The sequence below is a fragment of the Endozoicomonas montiporae CL-33 genome (assembly GCF_001583435.1).
GTDB classification, from domain to species: domain Bacteria; phylum Pseudomonadota; class Gammaproteobacteria; order Pseudomonadales; family Endozoicomonadaceae; genus Endozoicomonas_A; species Endozoicomonas_A montiporae.
Map to the genome: position 1 here is coordinate 2,298,150 of NZ_CP013251.1, position 24,140 is coordinate 2,322,289.

Below are 24,140 nucleotides of genomic sequence, written 5' to 3' on the forward strand. Positions count from 1 at the left end.
CCATGAAGTGGTAAATCGAGAGGTCATTTCAAACCGGTGATTTGGGGTCATTTATTGGCGGAGGTAACAATGGCGAAGCTCTACAATCTGTTGCTTAGCCGCTTCGGTCTCATCCTTTATATGGCAAAACTGGGTCCCTAACCATGATATAATTTCTTGAACTGAAGAGTTATCTAATCCCTTCTTTTTCACAGCATCACGCAGAAAGTCAGGCAGAGCCTTAAGGACCTCTGCCATTAAATTAGTTGACTCAGCAGGCTCTGATAAAACATGCGCAGACGAAAGTAATGATTCAAGAAATTCAATTAATCCATCTCTATCTTCATTCTTATCTATACGAATAAACCAATCATACTGATATCCATCATCAGCTGGGCGAAAACTTACACCTGAACGAATGACGCAGAACTCAGCGTATTCCAGATTATTCAAAAGCTCTTTGAGTAATTTTTCATCGCCATCAAAAACAAAGTAATGACCGTAGAAATTTGACTCAATATACCACTTAATTTTAGGCAGCTCAGGAGTTGGAGCTGATGCATACACCCTTGGTACAGAGTCATCCCAGAAATCACAACAGTCACGTTCATAGCTATTATCATCTAGTTTGATTAGTAGCTCATCAGACTCTGTTTTATAGACAGGATAAACCATGCCACGATAAACAACTCCAAGAACACCTTCTGGAGTAGAACGTGCAGGCCTATCACTGGCGATCTCTAATAATTCACCTTCCGAGTAAACATTAACATCTAACTTAAAATACATGTAAAACTCATCACTATAATTTTTTATTTTAAGAAGTGGTTAAGAGCTAATGTACATCACAAGTGTCTTTAATAGCAATGGAGGCTAACGAGATTAGCCTCCTGAATGTACAACTTCTCTACAGATGCAGTTCGTTGCAAACCCTCTGAACAATTAATTCTATTGGAGATTTTCCATCAACCTCTAACCATTGATTTACTACTTGATTGTTTTGTAACGCCAGCCTGTAGAATTCGTTAAGTGTGCTGTCTGCACTGGGCGAAAGCGTTTTGATATCCTCTGATGTATTACTCTCCCGAGATTTCAGTCGTTTTTTCCTTTCCCTGTATGGAACATGGATGTAGACCGTTAAATCAGGAACAATCAGTTTTTTTTCAACATCGTGAAGAGGCAGGCTATTACCTGATGTTTTCCAGTGATGGTAAACTTGTGTTGACAGCCAATACCGGTCAACAACCACAGAGTGACCATCGTTGAGCTTACGACCAACTGTATTGGACAGCTGCATCACAGTAGATGCATAAAACAGCTGTCTGGCATAAGGGTCATTGTAATGAATACGATCAATTTCTTTACGGACGGGTTTGTAGCGGCCTGAAGGCGTGGTGAGGTGTTCCATGCCTAAGTGTTCTGCCAATGCTTTTGTCAGTGTTGATTTTCCTGTGCCATCAAGTCCTTCAATTGCAATAAACATTATGCTGCCTCCCTGGTGGTGTTCAGTGATTTTGCCAGACGATCCATTTTTTCCCATTCAGATCGGGTAAAACTATTGCTTGCAACAACATGAGGAATATTACTGTTATCAATAATTCCTTCTTTCAGCCCATATTTATCCTTTTGTTCTATCAGCCCAGTTCCCTCAAGAAGCATCAGTGGGAAAGCTTTAATGACACAATCACAGCGGTCTAAAAGAAATTGGATACTTTTTCTGAAACTATTGTATGTCTGGTTCGGAAGTCCGTAGATCAGGCTGACTTCAAAGGGTTGATCAAGTTTTTTTAACAGCTTTATCGCTTGTTCAATTTTCGGGATATTATTCGGTCGTTCAATGAGTTTATATTCTTCCTCAATAATGGTTTGAAGACCAAACTCTAATTCAACGTTTAATTTTTTACAGAGTCCAAGGAACTCTTCATCAATCATTTCAAACCTGACCTGAAGTGAAAGTAAAGACGTTAAGTTTATCGATGCAGCATAGCGCAGAATATCCTTGCATCGATCTCCGCGATTAAAAACCGGGTCGAGTACATTAATTTTTTTCACATTGAATGCTTTGAATAACCTCAGCTCAGCTTTGATTTTATCAAAGTTCATGAGGTGAACACCGTTACTAATCAGATCTCTGTGGGCGCAGAAATTGCATTTGAACTGACAACCACGGGATGTTTCCCAATGCAGCATTTCGTTATTGGGTTTGAGATCATACGAGCCATCCAGAAAGGGCGACGGCAGAACTTCAAAGTTAACAGGTTGTTCAATAATCTGGGCAGTAATAGACTTCTCGGCCATTATGGCTTCAGGTAATGATGCTTCTCCGTAACCCGGGATGTAAATATCACCGTAAGGGTAAAGCTCCTTGCAGTTTTTTCTATGTATTTGATACCCACCCAGTATGACTTTTCCGTTAAAGCCTTTTTCCCTGCATAGTGCTATCAGTGGATTAATGATGTTAGAGCTCCAGACGTAACAAGCCAGAATCAAATTATCCAGTCTTCGGAGATCCGTATGATTAGAAATACGACTAAAGATTTCCATGTGAGATAGTGATTCTTTCATTTGCTCGGGCATAGTGATCGCCAGGTGTTCAATGACAAATGAAGTGTGGTATTTTTCATGGCTCCGGCACGCTGACATAAGAGAAGCGGCTGCTAATCCTGTGCCGCTTTTTCCGCGTTGACTGAAATCAAATGTCACCATAAGAGCATTAAGTACTTGTTTCATAAGCCACTCCGTTTACAGCTTTTTATACATTTTGTTGTAGTTTTCGTGAGTTAATATCTGAAAGGGACTCAGTTTTTTACAGTACAGTTTGCAAATCAAGCGGTATCTTCGGCCTAACTTAAAGCGAACAATACTGGGTTTTCTGATTAGCTTTTTTCCTCCCAGATAGTGGTAAGTTTTTCCCTTTGAGAGGTCATCACAGATTTTTGTAGCTCTTACTTTCTGAGAGGTTGGTAGCGTCCGCCATAATTTTTTCTCTGTTGTAGTCGTGGGGTCCGTGTAGCGTATCATCCCTATTGCCCTTTTTAGTTCCATCATTCCTGTCAAGCCTGGACCTTTCCTTGAGCAATACCTCTTTTAGATGCCCATCACGTTTCGAAAGTTCCTTTTTACTCAGCAGGTGATAGAGAATGAGATCAATCATCCATCGTCACACTGGTGGTTTGTAGCTGAATAAAACAGATGTTCAGCTGGTAGAACGTGACAGGAAATCGTTTCTGATGGCTCCTGCTTCCACTGCATTTCAACAGCGGACAGGATTAGTATGAAATTGTGGACTCCACAAAAAAGGGCAGATTTATAAATTTTTCAGAAAAGAATGGTAGGATTTGGCACTGGCAATTTCACGACCAACTATGTCGGCCAGAAGGCGGTATTCAGGCTGCATGAGAGTTGTCTCTGGCAAATTGTTCAATAGTTTTTCTGTTTTCTGATAAGAGCCTGCATAAAATGACTTTAAAATGGTGTCATAGCTGCTCAACTCATTTTCGACCTTATTATTCATTTGAGCAAACAGGAGCTGGCTGATGGATTGCTTGCCTGCAAAGGGGTTGGGTAGCTCAGTTTTGTGAAGGTTTACGTTATCTTTGAGTAGAAAAGACCGAAATGAGTCCAGATTAGGGCTTAGTGCATTGAGTATATTTCGCTTTGTTTCCAGAACCGAGAGTAGTTCATTAACTTTTACTTCTTTTTCTTTCTGGCTGAGTGAGCCGAGCATGAGTTGATTTACTTTCTTAGTGTTATCAAAGAGAGTATCGAGAATAATAAGATTTCTGATAAACGTCAGGTTGCCTTGCTTATAGGTAATGCTTTTATTATGTGCCCCCTGATGTTCTTCAAACATCTCAGGTGGAATGGTCTTGTTATTTTTGTAGGTGTCAATTTTGTTACGTAAAGACTCGGGCACTAGCTCTTTACGTATCTTCAGTGCGTCCGCTACCAAACGTGTGGCGCTGTACTTTTTCACATTTCCCACTGTTTTATTACCTTTCGCATTTCAAGGCTGTGCGAATATGTTTTGGTGTGGAATAGGATGGTTGTGATTCAGCAATGCTTTTGGCAGCACTGACTAACTTGTCTCTGGATAAATGACAGTAACGACTGTCCTCAACAATTGCTTTTATAGCCCCTTCACACCGACCAGCAAGAAATGCTTCTTCTTTTGAGGTTGTCAAATTCTGGAACCATGCTTTTTCTTGTTCTACTAACTGACGACAGGCATGTTGTAGCTCTTTGACACTCAGGTCAGCTGCAGCGGTCGTGGAGGCAAGAAAAAAAGCTAAGACAGCAACAAGATTACGCATTGTTGTCCTCCTTTGATGGTTGATCTTCTTTTTCGTTGTTACTTTCTTCTTCTAAAAAGAAAGTCTGCTTGATTTTTCGCTGGGAAAGATAAAGCCCGAGAAACAGAGCCCCATGAACGATAAGCAAAAGGTCTTCTGCATTATATGGGTACTGTTGATATATTGGGGCGACTATAAAATAGGCAGGAATAACAAAGAGTATGATAGATCTAAAGCCCGAGACTGACCAGCAACCGAGCCATATAACAGGATACCTTTTCAGGTTGTTTTTCTTTATCAGGTCGTAAGTTTCTGAGAGATACCCATAGGCGAAAATAATAAACCCGAATAGAGTGATGAAAAAGCCAGTTGCTAACGAATCTCCAAATTCGCCTTTTAGTAATTTGGGTACTAAAAACAAGAAAAAGACCAGAGCCCAGGTGAGCAGGGCTATGATCAGATAAACCAGCCCGTGAAAAAGTGGTAATTTTCTGGCACCGGTTTCTCTGAACTTGGCTATATCCCACCAGACTAATTTTTGTTGACTTCCTGTGGACATCACAGAGCTTCCCTATCTCATTATTTTTGTAATAACGGAATTTTGGCAGCTAGCCATCTGCTTGTAAATCCCTCGGTTTAATATACGACGGAATTAATATAATGACTGATAGATCTGACGTTTTTTTGACCGAATATGAGCAGCTTGATTGAATGTGTATGGAAAAGATTAGGGGCGTTTTGGAACAGAGTCTAACTCTTTATACAGGGTGTCCTTTGATCTTAATGCCTTCAAAGTTAGGGAAGTTCCGGGACGATTTTGCAGGTACTCAACAGAGAGTTGAGCAGGTCTTAATCCCTTCAAAGTCAGGGAAGTTCCGGAACAGACACCGAACCCCGTTGCAGCGATCACCATGGTCTTAATCCCTTCAAAGTCAGGGAAGTTCCGGAACAAAGACTTTGCCTGCTTCAAGTCTGAAGCAGTGTCTTAACCCCTTCAAAGTCAGGGAAGTTCCGGAACACTGAATGCCGTTAAACCGGAACCACGGCAGGAGTCTTAATCCCTTCAAAGTCAGGGAAGTTCCGGAACGGTTGAAAGAACCCACGCCACTGTTCGGTCGAGACTTAATCCCTTCAAAGTCAGGGAAGTTCCGGAACTTCTTTTAACTTTAGATTGGAGGTGCTTATGCAGTCTTAATCCCTTCAAAGTCAGGGAAGTTCCGGAACAATAATCCTTTGCAGTTTAAGGCAGCAAGGACAGCGACGTCTTAATCCCTTCAAAGTCAGGGAAGTTCCGGAACATTGCGGTGGCAACGTCTTCGTTCAGTCCCGCGTCGTCTTAATCCCTTCAAAGTCAGGGAAGTTCCGGAACGCACTGACCGTCTTGCGTCCGGGGCGGTGAGGAAGTCTTAATCCCTTCAAAGTCAGGGAAGTTCCGGAACTTTAGATTGGAAGTGCTTATGCACGAATCTAAAACGTCTTAATCCCTTCAAAGTCAGGGAAGTTCCGGAACGCAAGGCACGTCCGCTGGAAGCATTTGTTATGGTCTTAATCCCTTCAAAGTCAGGGAAGTTCCGGAACGCGGAGCTGGACGAATACAACCGGATTTACCGCGTCTTAATCCCTTCAAAGTCAGGGAAGTTCCGGAACGCGGAGCTGGACGAATACAACCGGATTTACCGCGTCTTAATCCCTTCAAAGTCAGGGAAGTTCCGGAACTCACTGCCTTGGGGGTCGGAGAACACTGACGGGTCTTAATCCCTTCAAAGTCAGGGAAGTTCCGGAACTTCAATATCGCTGTCCCTGAAGAAAATGCAGAAGTCTTAATCCCTTCAAAGTCAGGGAAGTTCCGGAACTTTTAACTAGATAAGGAGACATGCATGTCCAAATGTCTTAATCCCTTCAAAGTCAGGGAAGTTCCGGAACTAAAATCACACGACGAAGGCGAGCCAGATTGTCGTCTTAATCCCTTCAAAGTCAGGGAAGTTTCGGAACCTACAAGGCGAATATGTTAGCTAAGTTATTGAACGTCTTAATCCCTTCAAAGTCAGGGAAGTTCCGGAACTCCACCGCCAAAATAGTACTTTAAATTCATGGGGTTGCAAAGGGGGCTGCCCACTACTGTTGTTATATACAGCAAAAAGTGCCGGTTTTTCATAGGTGTTCTTCTCCTGGTGGCGGGGTTGCCCCCTTCCGCTGCTGGTTCAGCATAACATGAAAGCACTCAAACGGGGTGTTTGTGATTCCGTAAATTGAATGAGTTACATTCTTAGGGTTCTCAGAATGTTGAAAACTTACGAACAGCGCCTTCTATCAGGCAGTCCAGTGACCGGTCAGTCAGTATCTCTTTCAGATAATCATCACTGTGACCGGACGAGTCGCTATGCCAGACGTGCTGACGGACAATGTTTTTCAAACGGTTTTTGTCTAATGACATTCCACAGAACCGGGCGGCGCTGGCTGTCAAACTCCGTATTATGGGATAAAAACCTTCTCCGCCTTCATGGTCACCAATGAGTGAAAGCCAGTGTTGTCCACGGCGTGACCGAATAAAGTCGTCAACACATCTTTTTGAATTTAAAAGGCGTGTCTCAGTTCGAACGTCCTGATGATAGGTTGGCCACCGCTGATGCCCGTGCGACGTAATGGCTTTAGTCAGAATCTCTGAGGGTAAGTCATCCTGATCCCCTTTCAGAAGGCCATTGCGTTTTGTTATCCAGTCCTGCGTACCAATAAACTGAGGACTCGCCACATAAATCAGCTGTGCAGGGCTGTATAAAGCCGGATCAATGCAGCTGTTTTTTTGTTGTGTTTTTGCCCACTGTTTAATGTCTGAAAGGCTCAGTGGTGTGTCCAGCAGGAAAAAAAGTCTGGCGTACAGGCGATTCCCTGCTGGTTTCTGGCTGGCAGTCAACTGCCAATGGCAGCTGGTATGGGTAAATGGTTTATCCAAAGCCTTCAGTGCAGCCACAATGGCCTTTTCTGGTTCTCTGTTTGCATCAAAATACGGAACGTCCAAACCATCAATGTCGATGATCAGTATGCCTGTTTTTTGGTTTCCCAGGGTGGCGGGGTAGTCACCATCGGCGTAACAGAGCCGCCGAACCCACTCGCTTTGAGGAAACGTGTCCAGAGGTTCACCATGCACCAATGCAAACTGCGAATGCGTTGCCAGCTTTTGAATAAAGAGTGACAGTGCTTCAATGGTTTGAATGGCCGCAGAGGTGTGTCGTCTGAAGTAACGAACTTTTGGATAGGATGATTTATCCATAACGCCATTTCGCCAGGTAAATGTTTTACATAAGGGCTGTCGAGCTTCAAGCAAGGTCAAATAATGCATACCCTGAAACTTAGAAGCGCATTGAAACTATTGGTTTTACACAAGCTTGTGGCTTATCTCACAAGCTTGCCAACGCCCTGCCAGGGTCAAACGTTATGTAGCCTTATGTGTGTAATTAACAACAAAGGTTCATGATGATGGATGACGAAGAATTTATCGAAGACTGGTCAGATAACTTTGACGACAGGGATGCAGACGACTGGGAAGATTTTTATGATATTGCCGTTTCGGATGATTAGGAGCCTGTTCCCGGTCAGGCTCCGGACCGGTTAACCCGATAGGATTCTGCTGCTGTTGCCCATTTCAGAGAGATATATCTCATTCTTTTTTCAGCAGCTTTTGAGAATGGGTGCCATTGGTGAAACCAGGCTGCTTGTCCTTGTCGGTTCAATTCACAATGTTGCCCTTTTTGCCAGTCAAAATGAGTGACCTGAATGGTTTTGTTCAGCACCCGCTGCATGACAAAATGTTCCAGATCAGGTCTTAAACAGTCAACAAGGTCACAAGCCAGAGAGGCTCTGCCCGCACTGGGCTTATGAAGAAAGCCTGCATATGCGTCCATACCTTTTTCCGAAAGAGCCTTATGTGCCAGTTGGTAAAGAAAAGCAGCACCCAGAGACAGCATGGCATTCACCGGATCTTTAGGAGGGCGGCGGTTTCGGCCTGAAAAATGAAACGCAGAAGGAACCAGAGCTGTCATTGCCTGATAAACCTGTTTGGCTCCCAGAGCTTCACAATTCAGCAGTTCTTCATAGCGTAAAGGGCGGCTTGCTTTTAAGCGGTCTGTCAGCACAGACACGCGGCTTGCATGGCTGTCTGCTCCCATTGTTTTCAGCCAGTGCCGCTGACGATGCAGTTTATAAAGTATGAGTATGCGCACAAGGCGAAGGTTGTCGGCAGCGTGAGACATTGCCAGGTATTGACCCTGTCGGCGCAGGACATGGGCTGTTGGCTCCGGAGTGACTGAAACTGAAGTGACCTGAGTGTGAGCATGATAAAGGTGTACATGGATGTCTGCTTTCACCAAGCCGTGGAGCAGGGAGGTATTAATATCGACGGGCTGACAGATAACAATTTGCTTCAGGCGTTTTAACGCAACCGATTGTGACTGCTCAGGTGTGTTGATCAACAACCGACCTTGCCGGATGCTGAGAGTTACCTGCTTTTGATAAATGTAAAGGGTGTCCATGGTCAGGGTGCGCTCCATTTCATGGTGGTCGGGCCGCCGCTGAAACGAATACTTTCCGGTAAAAGAGGCCGACCATACCACTTCAGGCTGATGCCTGCCCGGATTGGGATCAGTCGAATGTCATCCGAACGGGTATCCATCAGTTCCTGTAAACCACAAACCAGTGGTTCAATTTCTTTCTGGCTCAGGCTGGCATAGAACACGGATCGTTGAAGCGAAAGAGCTTCTTGTCGCAACAAACGATGCACCTTTGTCAGGCGGCGGGGGCAGGTTATGTCGTAGCAAATGATCCAGCCGTTAGTGTTGCTGGTGGAGTGTTTATTGTTCATAAAAAGCAGACTCCAGTTTGTTTTTGATGGTTTGTGTGTACATCCACAAGAGTCGCTTCCACACCAATGCTTCCGATTCAAAGGTATCCTGGAAACGCATCAGAGCCTCTTGCTTCAAAAGGCAGCCAGAACCAGCGGGTGTGAAATTTCGCTGTCTTATAATGCGTTCACTGAACAGTTTCAGTACAAATTGTTCAGCCAGCGGGCGCAGTGGCTCCATCAGATCACAAGCCAGTGCCTGTCTGTTCTTTCCGGCTTTGTGATAAAACCCTAAAGCAGGGTCAAGCCCGCTACACAAGGCAGCCTGCCAGGCCAGCAGATAAATACGGGTATAGGTGAGTGACAGCAATGCATTAACCGGATCGGGTGGTGGGCGGCGTTGTCTTTTTTTGAATCCAAGGCTGTCGGGCATCAGGCAGCGATAGGCATAAAACCATTGTTGCTGGGCTTTGCCTTCCAGTCCCCGCAGCTGGTCTTGCGTGTGTTGGCTGGTCAGTTGTTGTTGGCATTGCCTGATGGTACGTTGGCAATCAAACAACACTTTTCTCGCATCCGGACGTCGCTGGATGCAGCTTTCTACCGTTTTCAACATGCGGTGAAACTTGATATCGAGCCAAAAACGTATCAGCCCGACAGATGCAGGGTTGCCAGTCAGTTGCAACTGTTTAAGCCTGCAGGAATAAACGGCAGACCCGGGAGGGGCAATCGTAAAACTTCGGGATAACTGGTGAGTGTTGATATAAACCAGTGCAATGCCCATCTCATAAGCCGTACTGATTAAACGACTGGGCAGGCTGACCGAATGCAGCAGCACTAATGTATCCAGTCGCCGCAAAGGAATAGCCAGAGGCGGTTTGTTTTCCTGACGAATCAAAAGTGCCTGCGCCTGACATTCCAGCGATTTAACCCTGTCGTTAATGATCAGATGCGCCATATCATGCAACCAGCAGAAAATCTGAAAACAGTAAAGATTCTGACTGACCCAGCCTGATGATCTGACGTGAACGGCTGACAGGCATCCAGAATAACGTGTCACTGTCGGACATAAGCGGCGTAAGCTGCCAGTAAATGTCCCCAAGTTGTTGTTCATCAACCCAGCATTCAAATACAGACTTCTGACGGCTGTCGCAAATCTTACGCAGCCGGTACAGAGCTTTATTTCTCGTTTTTGGGTCTTTAATGTCGTAACCGATAAGCACAGGTATGTCGGCCATTGGTATTACACTCCTGATCATGATTTGAATCTGAGTATATGTGTGCCAATGGCGGGAGTGGTGTCAGACAAACTTGTGAAACGGGAGCGTTCCGGAACATGGAAAAAGTACAAATAGCCTTTGGCAGAACGTCTTAATCCCTTCAAAGTCAGGGAAGTTCCGGAACCATACGCTCGGGGGTTAGTCGAACAAGGTGAGTCTTAATCCCTTCAAAGTCAGGGAAGTTCCGGAACAAGGCTGAACGTCGCTTCAAAGCCAAGAAGATGTCTTAATCCCTTCAAAGTCAGGGAAGTTCCGGAACTTGAGAAGCGCCGGATGCACTGGGATGCATTCGTCTTAATCCCTTCAAAGTCAGGGAAGTTCCGGAACAGGAATGACGGATCATTACCGATCTGGTCACTGTCTTAATCCCTTCAAAGTCAGGGAAGTTCCGGAACTCTACGAGTCGATGGTATTCAGCACAATGAACCACGTCTTAATCCCTTCAAAGTCAGGGAAGTTCCGGAACCCTGAAATGGTCTCACTGGCGGCGGCGTCTTAATCCCTTCAAAGTCAGGGAAGTTCCGGAACGAAAGACGCTGCTGGTATTGGCTCAAGATTCATGCGTCTTAATCCCTTCAAAGTCAGGGAAGTTCCGGAACATACGTGGAGGATGGTAATCACTAATCGGAGTGCGTCTTAATCCCTTCAAAGTCAGGGAAGTTCCGGAACATAGAGGTGTTCACTATGGATACATTTGAAAAGTCTTAATCCCTTCAAAGTCAGGGAAGTTCCGGAACTTGAAGCACTCACCAAACACTTCCCCGGTGCCGTCTTAATCCCTTCAAAGTCAGGGAAGTTCCGGAACAGATTGGAGGTGCTTATGCACGAATCTAAAACTGTCTTAATCCCTTCAAAGTCAGGGAAGTTCCGGAACCGTTGACCGGCTCGTGTTGCGGCCAGTTCGCCCAGTCTTAATCCCTTCAAAGTCAGGGAAGTTCCGGAACCGCTAGTGTCTTCTAAAGGAACTGTTAAACTAGGTCTTAATCCCTTCAAAGTCAGGGAAGTTCCGGAACTCCACCGTCAAAATAGTACTTTAAATTCATGGGGTTGCAAAGGGGGCTGCCCACTACTGTTTTTATGTACAGCAAAAAAGGGCGGTTTTTCATAGGTTTTTTGCTCCTGGTGGCGGGGTGCCGGTTTTGGCTTATCCTACAACAGCTATTGACTTAACGTAACATGAAACCGTTCAAATCGGGCATTAAAGCGTTCCATTTCCTGAAGGGTTAATTCCTGACCACGCTTGTGTTCAGGAACATCAATACAAAGATGCCAGTATTCAGCACCAAGGTCGCACACTCTGGCGGCTAAATGAACAGGCAGCAAACCATACACTTTATCGCCATGTTGAAAAGGTTGGAAATCAATGTGTTGAATGGTTTGATTAAAAAACAAACCGGTCTCCTTTGCCCATTTTACGGCACCGGGGTGGCGGGTGATTAAATAAACAGCCATAAATAATATGCCATAAATCAATTTAACTTGGTTTGAATTTACTATATGTTGTCTTTCTTATAAGAATCACAAGCTTGTTAAATAACATATTTCCTTCGAAGCCTTCATTATGATGCAGGCTGAAGTTTGCAGGGGAAACCAATGACTGAATCAGGCAATTATAAAAATATACTGTTTGTGGCTTCCGGTATGTCGCCACAAATTCTTACCGAAACACTTTATGCCCTAATGGTTCAGGACAAACCTCTGATTCCTGATGAAATACATCTTGTCACGACGGTTCAGGGGCGTGAAAAAGCGCGGGCGGGTTTGCTCGATTCAGGAAAGGGCCAGTTTTACCGCTTTTGTGAAGACTATGGTTTTTCACCGGATGCTTTCAGCGAACGCACTATTCACGTCATACACGATGCTCAGGGAAATGCCCTGAATGACATTAAAACACCTTCCGACAATGAAGCCACGGCAGACACCATTACAAGGCTGATTCAACAGTTTACTGCCGATCCCGACACTCGTCTGCATGTGTCACTGGCGGGCGGGCGCAAAACCATGAGTTATTACACCGGTTACGCTTTGTCGCTTTATGGTCGCAAGCAGGATCAGCTCTCTCATGTGCTGGTCAGTGAAGGTTATGAAAGTTGCCACGACTTTTATTACCCAACCCCCGAAAGCCGAATGCTGGAGAACCGTTTTGGTGAACCCTGCGATGCCGCAGACGCCGAAGTGACACTGGCCAATATTCCCTTTGTCCGGTTGCGTGAAGACTTGCCAGAACGGTTTTTACAGGGCAAAGCCTGTTTCAGTGAAACCATTCGTATTATGGGAAAGGTGGACGAACCGCGTTCGCTCAACATCCATGTGCAGGCTTCCACCATTACGGTATCGGGCTGTGTTGTACCCATCGCCGACCTTGAGCTGGCTTTTCTGTTGATGTTTGCTCGTGATTTGCAAATCAATGGCGATGAAGCCGGTTATGAATTGCCGGGAAAAAGCGGCAGTGCCGCTATTGGAAGACCTTATTTAAGAGCCTTATGTGAGATCAAGGGCATTGACTACACCAACGATTGGTCTGAGCTGGAGGGCAGGCTGATCGATCAGGATATCAATCCCAGAACACTCAAATCATTAACGAACGGTCTAATGAAAAGTTCATTTTACAGTCAGCGCCGCAATGAACTGATGCGGCTACTGAAAATTGAACTGGGTAAAAAACTGGCCGAGTGTTATTTACCTCAACCCGTTAATGGCAAAGGTGGAGAGCACCGCCTGCTGCTGAATGCGGGTGAAGTGTCCGTGACTGTCTGAAACATTAAATCCTTAAAACCACGAACAATAATCAGAATCTATGGAAAAACAACCTCTGAACAAACTGGAGGCACGCTTTCTACTCTCTACCCCTGCCTTTCTTGGGGGAGCAGAGAGTGACAGCTGTGCTGAAAAAATAAGACCGCCGTCGGTGAAAGGTGCATTACGCTTCTGGTGGCGGGCGTTGGCGTGGAGTCGTCTGTTTAATGGCGATGCCAATGAAACACTCAAACAGTTGCATCAGGAAGAAGGTGCGTTGTTTGGTTATGCGGCGGGAGGGGCAGACAATTCAGACAATAAAGGTGGTCAGGCGGCTTTTCGGTTGAGAATACACGATGACAAGAGTCAGCAGGGCAGAGAAAAACTGGATCGAATCGATTATTTGTTGGGTCAGGGGTTAGTAAAGCGAAATAAAACATTGAGCTATCTCGCTTCCGGAAAGAATTTTTCTGTGGCCTGTTACCCCCGACAAACAATGAGTGAACAGCAGCATAAAGAGCTGGAAGAAGCGTTGCTTTGTTTTGGATTGTTCGGAGGGTTGGGTGCTCGCTCAAGGAAGGGATTGGGCAGTGTTTCTGTCCAATCCATTACGGGTGGGCAGCATACAGCGCCTGAGAATGTTGAAGCCTATAAAACGCTGGTTAGACAGTTGTTGAAAGGGATGGATTCTGTCCGTACGCAACCGGTTTATTCGGCTTTTTCATCGTACAGCCGTGTTGATGTATCCGTCACAGGCCAGCAGCCGGAGTTGTTACTGGCACAGCTGAATGACCAGTTGCAACAATATCGGGGCTGGTTTACCAAAGAGAAAAACTTCGAAAAAGACCATGACTGGGCTTACAGGGTAGCGAATGGTAAGCAGCCTTCTGACTTGCCAGAAAGAACCGTGTTTGGCTTGCCTCATAATTATTATCTGAGCAAAGCCGGAGTGAAAGTGGATATCAATACCGAGAGCGGTCGTCGTGCAACGCCCTTGCTGTGCCATGTTCATCAGTTTCCCGATGGCCATGCTCTGTTAACACAAACTTTGTTGCAATCGGACTTTCTGCATAGCAGTCAAAAAGTGGGTGTGTCTTCCAAACGGGTAAAGGGCAACCTTGAAGCCGATGTGGACTGGTCGGTTATCCGCAATTTTATGAACCGCTTCCAGCACAAAGAGGTGATCTGTGGAGAGTAAATATTTTCATATCACTCTGGGGCCGGTTCAGGGTTTTGTGGCTCAGGCTCGTCGAACCCGTGACTTTTGGTCAGGGTCTTTTTTGCTGTCGTGGTTGTCTGGTGTTGCCATGCTGGCGGTTGAGCAACAGCGTGGTGAAATCAAGTTTCCGATTCCTGCTGACGGGTATCTTGAGTGGCTGAAAGGTGATGGTAAAAATGATCCGCCTCAACAAGGCTCCATTCCCAACCGTTTTAAAGCCATGAGTATGAAAGTACCGGCAGAATTTGATGCTGATTCTGTCGTACAGTCTATTCAGCAAGCCTGGCAGGCACTGGCTGAGCAGGTATGGCAGAAAGACCTGCAACCACTGGACATTGACCTGACTGAAACCCGAAAAATCTGGGATCGACAGATTAAGCACTTTTGGGAAATCAGCTGGTGTCTGAGTGATAAGGCAGATGCCAGTGACTTGCTGGATCGTCGCAAAAACTGGCGTACCTACCAGCCACCGCAGGAGCCGGGCGTTAAATGCATGATGATGGACGGCTGGCAGGAGCTTTCCGGCGCTAAACGCCCGGGGCGTGCCGGTCAGGGTGAGCGACCTTTCTGGAAAGCGGTCAGAAAGCAGACAGGTCAGGTTGATCTTCGTGCGGGTGAAGAGCTGTGTGCCATTGCGTTTGTTAAACGTCGGTTCTCTCACATCTTTCCAACCTTTCAGGCAAAGGTGCCCAACGAACTAACGTTGTATGGCTGGTGTGTTCCGGTCAATGTACCTTCCGTGAGTTATCTGGCGGCAACCCATTGGTTGGAAGAAACCTTTAAACAGGCAAAAACACCGGAGCAATGGGATTCTGTCTGGCGCTTGTACGACGCTTTGGAGTTGATTGAAGCACACGACGGACATCGTGCCGAAGTGCCGCTTTGTATTCGCAAAGCCACCGAACACAGCGGCGAAAAACGCCAATGGCAGCGGTTGGATGGTCAATACCTGTTTGATTTTATCTTGCAATCCAAAGCACGACACGAACCTGAACAACAAGCAGTGTTTGAAGAGGCGCTAATCGCATTAAAAGAGGTTAAGGACATTACAGAAACAAAACCCAGTCCTTTTTATGCCGTCTTGCTAATGGACGGTGATTCGCTGGGTAGCCAGATGAGTGATGTTAAGAAGCAGAAACCGATCAGCAAGGCGCTTAACCGGTTTACTGCGAATGCTTCGGATATTGTTTGTCAGCATAACGGCTTTCTGGTGTATGCAGGGGGAGATGATGTATTAGCGCTGTTGCCAATGGAAGACGCTATGCCTTGTGCGCTAGCTTTGCGCAATGACTATGCAGACTGTTTTGCACGATATAAAACGGAAGAAGGTAAAGCTGTCGCCAGTACCTTGTCTGGTGCCATTGAATACTGCCATGTGAAATCACCACTGATGAAAGGTCTGTTTGATGCCCACTCCTTGTTGGATGAGGTTGCCAAAGACCAGACAGGTCGTGACTCTCTGGCGATTAGAGTATGGAAGCCCGGTGGCTTGCATCTGGAGTGGAGCTGCCCGTGGGAAAAGGCGGTAAAAGGCGACAAGCTTGTGATTGAACAGCTGGCCGACACACTCTGTCACACTGATGCTGACAATGAGCAAAACCGGAAAGCCGTTAATGGCTTTGCCTGGGGCTTTTTTCAGAAAGCAGAAAAGCTGTTTACCGACATGCGGCTGAATGAAGGGGAAGACATTCTTGAGGTGGGCGTGGTTCATTCACTGCTAACTGCCCAGTATTTGCATACCGGACAGTTGACTAATAAAGAGCATACATCAGCCATAGAACTGGTGAAGCAGTTGATCAACCAATGTCAGCTGTATGTTCGTCAGCACAATGAGAATAAAACTGAATATTACGAGCGATCCGGTTTGTCCATTGATGCGCTCAAACTCACCCGTTTTCTGGTGACCGAAGGACAAGATAAAGAGGGGCAGACAGTATGAGTCAACGCTGGCGTTTAACGTTTACCCCGGTAGACAGTTGGTACTTCCGTGAGTCAAGGCCACACGGTGCCGCCGGTGCGGATCGTTTGGAAAGTCTGTTTCCGCCGCCTGTTCGGACGATTGCCGGAGCCATCCGAACCCGTCTTGGTGAATGCCTGAACGTAGACTGGCAGGCATTTCGTCAGGGTGAAGCGTATTTTGAAGATATCAGTATTAATGAGTTGCTCGGTGACAGCGCTGATACCGGCATGTTGTCGTTTTCACGGGTTGAGCTGACCATAAATAACCAGCCTTTGTTTCCGTGGCCTGCCTGCGTGTTAGAAAAGAAAGGTTTGGACATAAGCAGCCTGAAACGTGCGGAGTATGTCCGGTTGAAACCGGGCAACCCTGTGCAGTGTGATTTGGGCAACGTATGCCTGCCCGAGTTAGTGAAGCCTTGCCCCGGTGCCAAAGTGCCAGCGGGTGATTACCTTGATCAGTCACTATTGGAACAAATATTGGCCGGAGGTTTACCAGACACTTCCGGCAAAGGCATTACCCGTCGATCTGACTTGTTTTCACTGGAACCGAGGCTGGGTATTGGCCGGGATGTAAAGCGCGGAACCATTGAGCAGGGGTTGCTTTACCAGACCAGCCACTTGCGTCTTGGTGAGGATGTGAGTGTCACGGTTTCTGTGGATGGACTGCCGGAAATTGTAGCGAAACGCTTACAGGACAACTTGCAAACATCGCCGTTTATTCGCTTTGGTGCCGAGGGGCGCATGGCGCGTGTAGAGATACATTCCCAAACACAGCAGTGGCTGCCGAAACCTCCAAAAGTCAAGGGTGGTGAGCAAGGTGTGGTGTTGATGTTGTTGTCTGACGGGGACTTTGGGGACACACGGCAATCGCCACTACCAGGCTTTAAACCGGTCATTCAGAAGGATGTCACCCTCTGGCAGGGTTCCATTAACGGACTTGAGGTTGAGCTGCATTGCGTCATGGCTGGAAAGCCTGTACGCCGTGGCGGTTGGGATTTGAAACAAGGCTGCCCCGGTGTAATGAAAAGCTATGTGCCTGCCGGTAGTTGCTACTTCATTAAACCATTGAAGAGCACCGTGACTCAGATCCTGGAACTTCACGGAACCTGTATTGGCGAGCAGACATCATGGGGTTACGGGCAAATAGCCTGTGGACTCTGGAAATAATTCGAACAGATTAGAGGATGATGTAACCATGACCACTGAAACGGCTTTTTTTACCCTTATGGCTGAAACCAGTATTCACGCCGGAGGCAGTGAAGCAGAAGGGGCTGTTGATCTGCCCATTCAACGGGAAAGGCACACTGGTTGGCCCTGTATTTTTGGTTCAGGCGTTAAGGGGGCTATGCGTGCCAAAGCAGGCAACCTTCCGGATATTGATTTGAAAACGGTATTTGGCCCTGACCCTAAAGACAACAACAGCAGTGACCATGCCGGAAGCCTGTTGGTGAGCGATGCCCGCCTTCTGTTTTTGCCGGTTCGTTCTCTGACAGGTCATTATCGTTGGGTATGTTGCCCTGCGTTGTTGAAGCGACTGGAAAGGGATTTGCAACGGGCCGGGCGTGAAGGTTTTTCCTTTAATATTGAACTGAATGACAGCGAAGTTTTAATCGGCAAGAAGAGCAGTGCCGAACGTCTTTATCTCGAAGAATACGCTTTTGAGGTGAAGGGCAGTGTCGATGAGACAGTGCTAGCAGGCCTGCAACAACTGCTGGGAGAGGAATACCACAAGGACCTCCAAAATAAACTGGCGATTGTCAGCGACGATAACTTTATGCACCTGTGTCAGGCAGCGCTGCCGGTGAATGCTCATATTGCAATTGAGTCAAAAACGAAAACCGTTCGTGATGGTGCGCTTTGGTATGAGGAGTCATTAGCACCGGATACGGTTATGTATATGACGCTGGTCGCACAAAAAGGGCGCTCAGGGCAAATGACAGCACAGGGTGTGATGAGCGAAATCACTGAACAGCTGTTTCGGGAACCTTACCTTCAGGTAGGAGGGAATGAAACCACCGGCATGGGCTGGTTTAAGGTGAGCCGTGTAGCGGAGGTGGTTTGATATGAGTTTGAAAGTAAAGGTTCGTCGCAAGGGTGAACAGCCGAAAAATGATCCGATAACAATGGATATGCCCCGTACCATCCAGCAGCAGCGGGCAAAGTTCAGTTATGAGAAGGTAAAAGAGGTTGTTGATTTAAATAACCCGGATGCAGCGAAGCGGTTTAAGGCTTATGCAAACTCACTGCCAGCCATGGTTCAGATGAATGGTTTGGGACAAACGCTGGCATTCGCTAAAAGTAAGTTTGACTCCAAAAAACCGGAAGGTATTGCCTGGCAGCATCTTTACGATCTGATCAGTGCATGGCACCAGCGGGATACCGGGTGTTACCCAAAGACCGACGTGCTTGAAGGCATTATGTCGCAGGATATGCATGTTTACCGGCAGGCACAGGCTGAAACCCAGGCATTAATGGTATGGGTCAAGCAGTTTGCCCGGGCCGAGATTCGTGTTGATGAAAAGGAGGGTGGTGAATGACTCTGAAGCTGCCGCTTTATAACCAGTCTGAATGTTCCAAGCCTGCTTTTCCTTATCATAAAGGACTTTGGTTTGAACGTTTCTTTTCTTATCCGGATAAATGGACAGTGGACTATTCCGGAAGGGATAAAAACAAAAGCCGTAAAACGGAGTGGATTTCTGGCATAGCCGGTTCCTGCGGCGATGGTAATGAGATCACCCGTTTTGCCGAACGACAGGTTCGTTTGGTGAGCAGCCTTGAGGGGCAGTATCGGGTCTACGAGCTTGACTGGCATTTTGTCACAGGGATGGGCAACCCACACCCTGTAGAGAATGGTTTTCTCTGGCATCCGACGTTGGGCACTCCCTACCTTCAAGGTTCATCCATAAAGGGTTTGTTGCGTAGCTGGATGGAAGAACAGGGCGCTGATAAGGCACTGTTGCACCGCTGGTTTGGCAGTGAATCGAAAGATTCAAAAGTACCAAAAGACTCAACAGAACAGAAGAAGGATAATCAGGCAGGTAGTCTGATTTTTCACGACGCTGTGCCAACAAAGCAGCCTGTGGTCGGGTTGGATATCATGACACCCCACATGGACAAGTGGTATGAAAAAGGCGGCAGTGGTCAGCCTGCCGACAAACATCAGACGATTCCGGCTGACTGGCATAATCCGGTACCGGTTCCGTTTCTGGTGACAAAAAATGCCAGCTTTTTGTTTGCAGTGTCACCACGCACAGAAGCCATGAAAGAAGACATGGGTAAGGTGATGGATGAACTGGCTAAGGCCCTGGAATGGCTGGGTGTAGGTTCCAAAACGTCCGTAGGCTATGGCTCTATGAGCCCAGACCTAAAGGCCGAAGAAGGTTTTGCAAACGAGTTGGCAGAACATTTGGAAAAAGAGCAGGAAGAAAAGCACAAGTCTGCACTGTCACCCGCACAGTTGTCACTGTTCCACCTTGAACAACAGCTCATCAGTGACAAAAACAGCGGTATAAAAAATGCCGGTGGTGCCTGCAAGCAACAATTAAACGAAGTGAAAAACCAGGCGGTTACGGAAAACTGGACGTTTGATGATCTGGAAGCATTGAGGTTGCTGGCCATTAACGTGCTTAAACAGCATGGTCCCGATCCTAAAAAAGGAAAGGGCAAGGAGTTAATGAAATCCATTCGGGCATTGCAGGAGCAGGCAAAGTGATGCAGGTCTTACCTTTGGCACGTTACCGCTTCCGCGTTCGTCTGCACGACACCTTGCAACTGCCGGAGTTTTCCGGATCGTTGATGCGAAGCGTGTTTGGTAATGCACTGAAACGGTTAGCCTGTGCTGCTCAAGGAGATGAGCCTTGTTCAGGTGGGTGTGCCTATAAACGATTGTTTGATCCGCAGCGCCCCGAACGGGGGCGTTTTCCGGAAAATCCGCCGCCTTATGTGATTCAACCACCAAGGCAAACCCGTGTGGAAGCAGGGCAGTGTTTGCAATTTTCCATGGTGTTGATGGGTAAGGCTCTGGATGACCTTCCCATCGTCGTACAGGCGTGGCAACAGGCATTGTCGGTGGGATTAGGCAAAGAGCGAGTGACCGGACAGCTTCTGGATGTTTGTTTGGTCGGTGAAGGAGAACAACAGGAGGTCTATTCATCACTGGACTGTCGTTATCAGCCCCATAAGGCAGAGGTGTTGTTACCCGTACAGTCGTCTGGTGCTGTCGCTATGAATTTATTGACACCCTTGCGGCTGCAACAACAAAAGCGATTTCTTAAACCAGAAGGGTTAACAACAGAGTTGCTGGCAAAAGCGCTGTTACGCCGTACCCGTTTGGCAGGTGAGATTTATCTTGGGTTAACGACGCCGGATTGGCATCAGTTTGCTCAATGGTTTGAATCGGTAACGATGCGAAGTGATCTACGCTGGCAAACCGTTGAACGATATTCAAGCCGACAAAAGCAGTCTATGAAACTCGGTGGGTTGTTGGGCTCCATTCAGCTGGATAATTTGCCTGCTGAATTAATGCCCTGGTTAAAGCTTGGCGAGTATTTGCATTTGGGTAAAAACAGTTCATTCGGGCTTGGACAATATCATCTGCAGGTAATGGCCTGATGTATTGAAGAAGTAAAATTCAACAAGGCAAGACAACAATGAAAATAAAACATAAATTTATGTTTGCGCTGGTGACTACAGCTGTATTGACTGGCTGTAGTAAAGACTATGATTTTAGTGGTCGTTATGAAGCCACGGTGGGTGACAATTGTGAACCTGACAAGATCCCTTCGACTTTACTCACCATTTCACCTGTTGGTAGTGATAAGTCAACTTATACTGCAAGGCTGGCTTCAGAATTTGCATCTGGTGTCTTTCCGGTAACCAGCTCTGCAGCATCCGTTTCAAAAGATGGAAATATCGTATTCAGTTTCTTTAAACAAGGTAAAGCCAGCTTCTTTTCCAGTGAACCATCCATCGATATGCACATGAATCTCATTAAAAGGGATAGAGACCATATCTACATTAGCAACTGGCAAGTAGAAATGCGCAGCGAAGTGTCTTCCAGTATAGGGGCTAATTTTGACTTTGTTAAAGACAAAGAGCTGGAAATGATGGGGCAGCGTGTTCCTAATGATATGTCTTATGTCGCTGGCGACAAAGGACTGTGTTTACGAAGAATTACTATTTAATAAAACAGGGAGCCAGAATAATGAGTAATACCGATATACGCTCCTTGATGGTATGCATTGTTACCAAACAGAATGCTGCCAATATCCTTCCTGTAATGACCATGAAACCGGATATCGTGGTATTGGCGGTATCGGACGATATGAAAATGGGCTCAGAAAACCTCAGTCAATGGTTTTTAACCCATGGTGATTTTCGACCGGAGCAGATTGTAGCCATGGATGGTTTGCCAGACCGTGGTATTGATCGTATCAGTGACTATGCGCTGGAATTGCTCATCAAAATCGAAGAGCAATGGCCGGATTATAAAGTGATACTAAACACCACTGGCGGCAATAAACTGATGACACTGGCGATGGTAGACGCTTTCCGGAAGGGTGGTGTGAGCGATATGGTGTATGCCGACACTCAGCATAATGTACTGGAAGTGATTGAACCGGCTAAAACACCGTCGATTCCAATTTCTTCTGTCTTTACTATTTCTGGCTATCTTGCAGCTCAGAATCGAATTGCCCGTAAGGCCAGCAGTGACGAACAGGCATGGTGCGAACGAGCTTTAGAACGAAAAGCCCTGACGAAATGGTTGGCGAACCATATGGATAAGCTGCTTCAAGAAAAGGGCGGCGGTATTCTGCCTCAGATTAATGGCGCAGCGGCTTTGGCGCTGGATAAAAACGGTGGTTTAAAACCCCACTGTAATCAACAGGATCTCCACTACGTTAATCCTCCGTCGAAGGCGGTGCTTAAAAAGCTGAAGGAGAATGGCATTCTCGAATGGTCTGAAGATCGTCCGAATACTGTTTACTTTACCCATGCCGAGCCAACCCGTTACATCAGCGGCGGTTGGCTGGAAGAGTACGTTTGGCATATCGCCACAGATTCCAATGCCGAACATGTTGCGGCAGGTCTGGATATACACGACGGTCAACATCGAAAAGACGATGTGCGTAATGAGCTGGATCTTGTGTTGGTGCACAACAACCGAATGCTGCTGGTGGAATGCAAAACCAGCCAGATTCAGAAAGACCGGCAGAAAGAGTCAGACATTATTCACAAACTGGACAGCATTGGCACCCATGCAGGTGGTTTGTTTTGTGAGCGCCTGCTGGTGAGTGCCAGTCCGCTGGATCATGAAAACCGACAAGGGCGAACCATTAAAGTGTCGTCCCGAGCCAAAGGCTATTCTATTGATGTTCTGCAATACCTTGAGATCAAACAATTCCGGCAGTTGATTGATCACTGGCTGGCAAAAGGTGAATTACCGAAAGGCTGATGTCGTTAATCAATGGTGTAAAGGGGAAAAAATGAACAGAATGTTGTACAAAATAACAGTGCTGGGCAGACCCCTTTGCAAGCTATTGAAACTGAAGTATTATTTTGGGTCTAGAGTTCCGGAACGTCCCTGACTTTGAAGGGATTAAGACGTTTATCGTTGCTGTACTCTTCTGAGTAACTCCCCATGAGCTCGCCGGTTGCTAAAACAACCCTAACCGACGGCGGTTTCAACCGGCGTTAATGTGAAGCCCATATCTTTAGCCTTCTGCTTCAGGGTTTTTAAAACTCTTTCTCTGTAACGCTGCTCAAAGTATTCCTGACCTTCATCTACATACTGGCTCCCATGCTTGAGCATACTGTAAACCAGCCTTGCCAGCTTATGCGCTGTTGCCGTAATCGCCTTTGGAGCACCAAGCTTGCTTCGCATTCTTCGGTAATAAGCACCCAAAGCACTTTTTGATCTGGTCAGTGAATAAGCCGCCAACCTGAATGCTGTTGCGGCTGCGCCTGGCAAACGCTTGGTTTTCCGGTTCAGAACTTTACCACCGGATATTTTGGTTCCGGGACAGAGCCCTAACCAGGAGGCAAAATGTTTAGCGGAAGGCCATCGACTCATATCCAGACCGATTTCTGAAACAATCTTCAGAGCCGTATTTTCGTCGATGCCGTCGATATCAGTCAGATCGACACCACTCACCCGGTTGAGCTCTGAACGCACATCAAAGTCTGGAGCGCAACGGGACTTCCGTTTTTTTGAAGGCTTATCTGGCGTAGAAGGCTTTTGAGAGTCTTTATCATCTTTGCTGTCAAATGTGTTGAGCTTCTGTTCCAGAGCTTTGTCACAAGCCCTGATTTTTTCATCATAAGTATCGTAAAGTTCAACAGCTTGCCGCAGAGCAAATACATGCTCATCCCGATAATGCCCCTTCAGGGATTTGGCGATTTCTTCCTCGGATTTTTTGCAGTGCTTGTCACGATATCTGGCCAGCTCCACAGGATTCCGCTGCCCATTCAGTATGGCGCGGATAATAGTCATACCGGTTTTTCCGGTAATATCAGTCACCACATTATCCAGTAACAGATTCATCTGTCGAAGTGCCTTTTGCATATGCTGGATGTGGGAAGCACGGTAGCCAACAAGAGTGTCACGTTGTCGTCTATAGGATCGCAATGAACAAACCTGTTCATCCGGGCGGAACGCGCCATTGAGCAATCCGTAAGTATGTAGTGCCTGTCAGAAAACCTCAGAAAATTCGCAGCGAATTCTGGCTGTCATGCACCCATCGCAGCTGAATTCTACTGTTATGGCAAGTAGAGGCTATTTTTTGTACTCAGCAGCGTGAAGTAAAAGCAAAAATGCCACTTCTGAAGCGTGCAAAACCCTCATG

The 24,140-nt window shown here is 46.6% G+C and carries 24 protein-coding genes and 2 CRISPR repeat arrays; of the genes, 10 read left to right on the forward strand and 14 right to left on the reverse strand.

Going from position 1 to position 24,140, the window contains the following annotated elements:
* Window positions 1–51: 51 nt before the first annotated feature.
* From EZMO1_RS10480 to csx16, 13 genes are all read right to left on the reverse strand, one after another.
* Window positions 52–768 carry a hypothetical protein gene (locus EZMO1_RS10480; RefSeq protein ID WP_034873162.1) on the reverse strand — a complete coding sequence of 239 codons (717 nt, stop codon included), beginning with the start codon at window positions 766–768 and terminating at the stop codon, window positions 52–54.
* 118 nt (window positions 769–886) lie between these two features.
* Window positions 887–1,462, reverse strand: a complete 576-nt coding sequence (locus EZMO1_RS10485) for a dTMP kinase (protein WP_034873163.1) — start codon at window positions 1,460–1,462, stop codon at window positions 887–889.
* Window positions 1,462–2,709 (reverse strand): B12-binding domain-containing radical SAM protein, encoded by a 1,248-nt coding sequence (locus tag EZMO1_RS10490; RefSeq protein WP_034873164.1) that lies wholly within the window; start codon window positions 2,707–2,709, stop codon window positions 1,462–1,464. Before EZMO1_RS10490 ends, EZMO1_RS10485 begins: the two co-directional genes overlap by 1 nt.
* A 12-nt stretch (window positions 2,710–2,721) precedes the next feature.
* Window positions 2,722–3,027: a ParE family toxin-like protein gene (locus tag EZMO1_RS28095; protein ID WP_420809933.1), complete on the reverse strand. Its 306-nt coding sequence runs from the start codon at window positions 3,025–3,027 to the stop codon at window positions 2,722–2,724.
* Window positions 3,028–3,286: 259 nt separating this feature from the next.
* Window positions 3,287–3,964 (reverse strand): hypothetical protein, encoded by a 678-nt coding sequence (locus EZMO1_RS10500; protein WP_034873166.1) that lies wholly within the window; start codon window positions 3,962–3,964, stop codon window positions 3,287–3,289.
* 7 nt (window positions 3,965–3,971) lie between these two features.
* The gene (locus EZMO1_RS10505) at window positions 3,972–4,292 is read right to left on the reverse strand and encodes a hypothetical protein (protein ID WP_034873167.1); all 321 of its coding nucleotides are present in this window, start codon (window positions 4,290–4,292) and stop codon (window positions 3,972–3,974) included.
* Complete coding sequence (locus EZMO1_RS10510) at window positions 4,285–4,830, reverse strand: hypothetical protein (protein WP_034873168.1); 546 nt, start codon at window positions 4,828–4,830, stop codon at window positions 4,285–4,287. Before EZMO1_RS10510 ends, EZMO1_RS10505 begins: the two co-directional genes overlap by 8 nt.
* Window positions 4,831–5,048: 218 nt before the next feature.
* Window positions 5,049–6,333: a CRISPR direct-repeat array (repeat unit 36 nt; unit sequence GTCTTAATCCCTTCAAAGTCAGGGAAGTTCCGGAAC).
* A 213-nt stretch (window positions 6,334–6,546) separates the two neighbouring features.
* Window positions 6,547–7,539 (reverse strand): hypothetical protein, encoded by a 993-nt coding sequence (locus EZMO1_RS10515; RefSeq protein ID WP_145912558.1) that lies wholly within the window; start codon window positions 7,537–7,539, stop codon window positions 6,547–6,549.
* Window positions 7,540–7,861: 322 nt separating this feature from the next.
* Window positions 7,862–8,815 carry a CRISPR-associated endonuclease Cas1 gene (gene cas1 / locus EZMO1_RS10520; protein WP_051789414.1) on the reverse strand — a complete coding sequence of 318 codons (954 nt, stop codon included), beginning with the start codon at window positions 8,813–8,815 and terminating at the stop codon, window positions 7,862–7,864.
* Window positions 8,800–9,126, reverse strand: a complete 327-nt coding sequence (gene cas2 / locus EZMO1_RS10525; RefSeq protein WP_051789416.1) for a CRISPR-associated endonuclease Cas2 — start codon at window positions 9,124–9,126, stop codon at window positions 8,800–8,802. Before cas2 (EZMO1_RS10525) ends, cas1 (EZMO1_RS10520) begins: the two co-directional genes overlap by 16 nt.
* On the reverse strand, window positions 9,116–10,060 hold the full coding sequence (cas1, locus tag EZMO1_RS10530; protein WP_051789418.1) for a CRISPR-associated endonuclease Cas1: 945 nt from the start codon (window positions 10,058–10,060) through the stop codon (window positions 9,116–9,118). The genes cas2 (EZMO1_RS10525) and cas1 (EZMO1_RS10530) overlap by 11 nt, the downstream gene beginning before the upstream one ends.
* Window position 10,061: 1 nt before the next feature.
* Entirely contained in the window at window positions 10,062–10,340 is a 279-nt protein-coding gene (gene cas2 / locus EZMO1_RS10535) for a CRISPR-associated endonuclease Cas2 (RefSeq protein ID WP_034873173.1), read from the reverse strand.
* A gap of 130 nt (window positions 10,341–10,470) precedes the next feature.
* Window positions 10,471–11,395: direct repeats of the CRISPR family, unit length 36 nt; unit sequence GTCTTAATCCCTTCAAAGTCAGGGAAGTTCCGGAAC.
* Between the two features lie 145 nt (window positions 11,396–11,540).
* Window positions 11,541–11,834, reverse strand: coding sequence for a CRISPR-associated protein Csx16 (gene csx16, locus EZMO1_RS10540; RefSeq protein WP_034873174.1), 294 nt, complete (start codon window positions 11,832–11,834; stop codon window positions 11,541–11,543).
* 141 nt (window positions 11,835–11,975) lie between these two features.
* On the opposite strand from csx16, the gene csm6 reads away from it, so the two are divergent.
* The 10 genes from csm6 to EZMO1_RS10590 are packed head-to-tail and all read left to right on the forward strand — an operon-like array spanning window position 11,976 to window position 22,750.
* The gene (csm6, locus tag EZMO1_RS10545; RefSeq protein ID WP_034873175.1) at window positions 11,976–13,139 is read left to right on the forward strand and encodes a CRISPR-associated ring nuclease Csm6; all 1,164 of its coding nucleotides are present in this window, start codon (window positions 11,976–11,978) and stop codon (window positions 13,137–13,139) included.
* A 40-nt stretch (window positions 13,140–13,179) separates the two neighbouring features.
* A complete protein-coding gene (gene cmr1 / locus EZMO1_RS10550; RefSeq protein WP_034873176.1) occupies window positions 13,180–14,316 on the forward strand; it encodes a type III-B CRISPR module RAMP protein Cmr1 in 1,137 nt (378 codons plus the stop codon).
* The gene (gene cas10, locus EZMO1_RS10555) at window positions 14,306–16,276 is read left to right on the forward strand and encodes a type III-B CRISPR-associated protein Cas10/Cmr2 (RefSeq protein ID WP_034873177.1); all 1,971 of its coding nucleotides are present in this window, start codon (window positions 14,306–14,308) and stop codon (window positions 16,274–16,276) included. Before cmr1 ends, cas10 begins: the two co-directional genes overlap by 11 nt.
* On the forward strand, window positions 16,273–17,463 hold the full coding sequence (locus tag EZMO1_RS10560) for a type III-B CRISPR module-associated Cmr3 family protein (protein WP_034873178.1): 1,191 nt from the start codon (window positions 16,273–16,275) through the stop codon (window positions 17,461–17,463). The genes cas10 and EZMO1_RS10560 overlap by 4 nt, the downstream gene beginning before the upstream one ends.
* A 28-nt stretch (window positions 17,464–17,491) precedes the next feature.
* Window positions 17,492–18,358 (forward strand): type III-B CRISPR module RAMP protein Cmr4, encoded by an 867-nt coding sequence (cmr4, locus tag EZMO1_RS10565; protein ID WP_034873179.1) that lies wholly within the window; start codon window positions 17,492–17,494, stop codon window positions 18,356–18,358.
* Window position 18,359: 1 nt separating this feature from the next.
* On the forward strand, window positions 18,360–18,833 hold the full coding sequence (cmr5, locus tag EZMO1_RS10570; RefSeq protein ID WP_034873180.1) for a type III-B CRISPR module-associated protein Cmr5: 474 nt from the start codon (window positions 18,360–18,362) through the stop codon (window positions 18,831–18,833).
* A complete protein-coding gene (gene cmr6, locus EZMO1_RS10575) occupies window positions 18,830–20,008 on the forward strand; it encodes a type III-B CRISPR module RAMP protein Cmr6 (protein WP_051789420.1) in 1,179 nt (392 codons plus the stop codon). The genes cmr5 and cmr6 overlap by 4 nt, the downstream gene beginning before the upstream one ends.
* Window positions 20,008–20,907 carry a CRISPR system precrRNA processing endoribonuclease RAMP protein Cas6 gene (cas6, locus tag EZMO1_RS10580; RefSeq protein WP_034873181.1) on the forward strand — a complete coding sequence of 300 codons (900 nt, stop codon included), beginning with the start codon at window positions 20,008–20,010 and terminating at the stop codon, window positions 20,905–20,907. Before cmr6 ends, cas6 begins: the two co-directional genes overlap by 1 nt.
* Before the next feature lie 38 nt (window positions 20,908–20,945).
* Window positions 20,946–21,479 (forward strand): hypothetical protein, encoded by a 534-nt coding sequence (locus EZMO1_RS10585; protein WP_034873184.1) that lies wholly within the window; start codon window positions 20,946–20,948, stop codon window positions 21,477–21,479.
* A gap of 20 nt (window positions 21,480–21,499) precedes the next feature.
* Window positions 21,500–22,750 carry a Card1-like endonuclease domain-containing protein gene (locus EZMO1_RS10590; protein ID WP_034873185.1) on the forward strand — a complete coding sequence of 417 codons (1,251 nt, stop codon included), beginning with the start codon at window positions 21,500–21,502 and terminating at the stop codon, window positions 22,748–22,750.
* Between the two features lie 213 nt (window positions 22,751–22,963).
* Here EZMO1_RS10590 and EZMO1_RS10595 read toward each other — a convergent pair whose 3' ends face one another.
* A complete protein-coding gene (locus tag EZMO1_RS10595) occupies window positions 22,964–23,965 on the reverse strand; it encodes an IS110 family RNA-guided transposase (RefSeq protein WP_145912561.1) in 1,002 nt (333 codons plus the stop codon).
* Window positions 23,966–24,140: the final 175 nt, after the last annotated feature.

Coding starts and splice junctions, on each gene's coding strand:
- EZMO1_RS10480 (WP_034873162.1), bottom strand. CDS start 768: ATGTATTTTAAGTTAGATGTTAATGTTTACTCGGAAGGTGAATTATTA.
- EZMO1_RS10485 (WP_034873163.1), bottom strand. CDS start 1,462: ATGTTTATTGCAATTGAAGGACTTGATGGCACAGGAAAATCAACACTG.
- EZMO1_RS10490 (WP_034873164.1), bottom strand. CDS start 2,709: ATGAAACAAGTACTTAATGCTCTTATGGTGACATTTGATTTCAGTCAA.
- EZMO1_RS28095 (WP_420809933.1), bottom strand. CDS start 3,027: ATGATGGAACTAAAAAGGGCAATAGGGATGATACGCTACACGGACCCC.
- EZMO1_RS10505 (WP_034873167.1), bottom strand. CDS start 4,292: ATGCGTAATCTTGTTGCTGTCTTAGCTTTTTTTCTTGCCTCCACGACC.
- EZMO1_RS10510 (WP_034873168.1), bottom strand. CDS start 4,830: ATGTCCACAGGAAGTCAACAAAAATTAGTCTGGTGGGATATAGCCAAG.
- EZMO1_RS10515 (WP_145912558.1), bottom strand. CDS start 7,539: ATGGATAAATCATCCTATCCAAAAGTTCGTTACTTCAGACGACACACC.
- cas1 (WP_051789414.1), bottom strand. CDS start 8,815: ATGGAGCGCACCCTGACCATGGACACCCTTTACATTTATCAAAAGCAG.
- cas2 (WP_051789416.1), bottom strand. CDS start 9,126: ATGAACAATAAACACTCCACCAGCAACACTAACGGCTGGATCATTTGC.
- cas1 (WP_051789418.1), bottom strand. CDS start 10,060: ATGGCGCATCTGATCATTAACGACAGGGTTAAATCGCTGGAATGTCAG.
- cas2 (WP_034873173.1), bottom strand. CDS start 10,340: ATGGCCGACATACCTGTGCTTATCGGTTACGACATTAAAGACCCAAAA.
- csx16 (WP_034873174.1), bottom strand. CDS start 11,834: ATGGCTGTTTATTTAATCACCCGCCACCCCGGTGCCGTAAAATGGGCA.
- csm6 (WP_034873175.1), top strand. CDS start 11,976: ATGACTGAATCAGGCAATTATAAAAATATACTGTTTGTGGCTTCCGGT.
- cmr1 (WP_034873176.1), top strand. CDS start 13,180: ATGGAAAAACAACCTCTGAACAAACTGGAGGCACGCTTTCTACTCTCT.
- EZMO1_RS10560 (WP_034873178.1), top strand. CDS start 16,273: ATGAGTCAACGCTGGCGTTTAACGTTTACCCCGGTAGACAGTTGGTAC.
- cmr4 (WP_034873179.1), top strand. CDS start 17,492: ATGACCACTGAAACGGCTTTTTTTACCCTTATGGCTGAAACCAGTATT.
- cmr5 (WP_034873180.1), top strand. CDS start 18,360: ATGAGTTTGAAAGTAAAGGTTCGTCGCAAGGGTGAACAGCCGAAAAAT.
- cmr6 (WP_051789420.1), top strand. CDS start 18,830: ATGACTCTGAAGCTGCCGCTTTATAACCAGTCTGAATGTTCCAAGCCT.
- cas6 (WP_034873181.1), top strand. CDS start 20,008: ATGCAGGTCTTACCTTTGGCACGTTACCGCTTCCGCGTTCGTCTGCAC.
- EZMO1_RS10585 (WP_034873184.1), top strand. CDS start 20,946: ATGAAAATAAAACATAAATTTATGTTTGCGCTGGTGACTACAGCTGTA.
- EZMO1_RS10590 (WP_034873185.1), top strand. CDS start 21,500: ATGAGTAATACCGATATACGCTCCTTGATGGTATGCATTGTTACCAAA.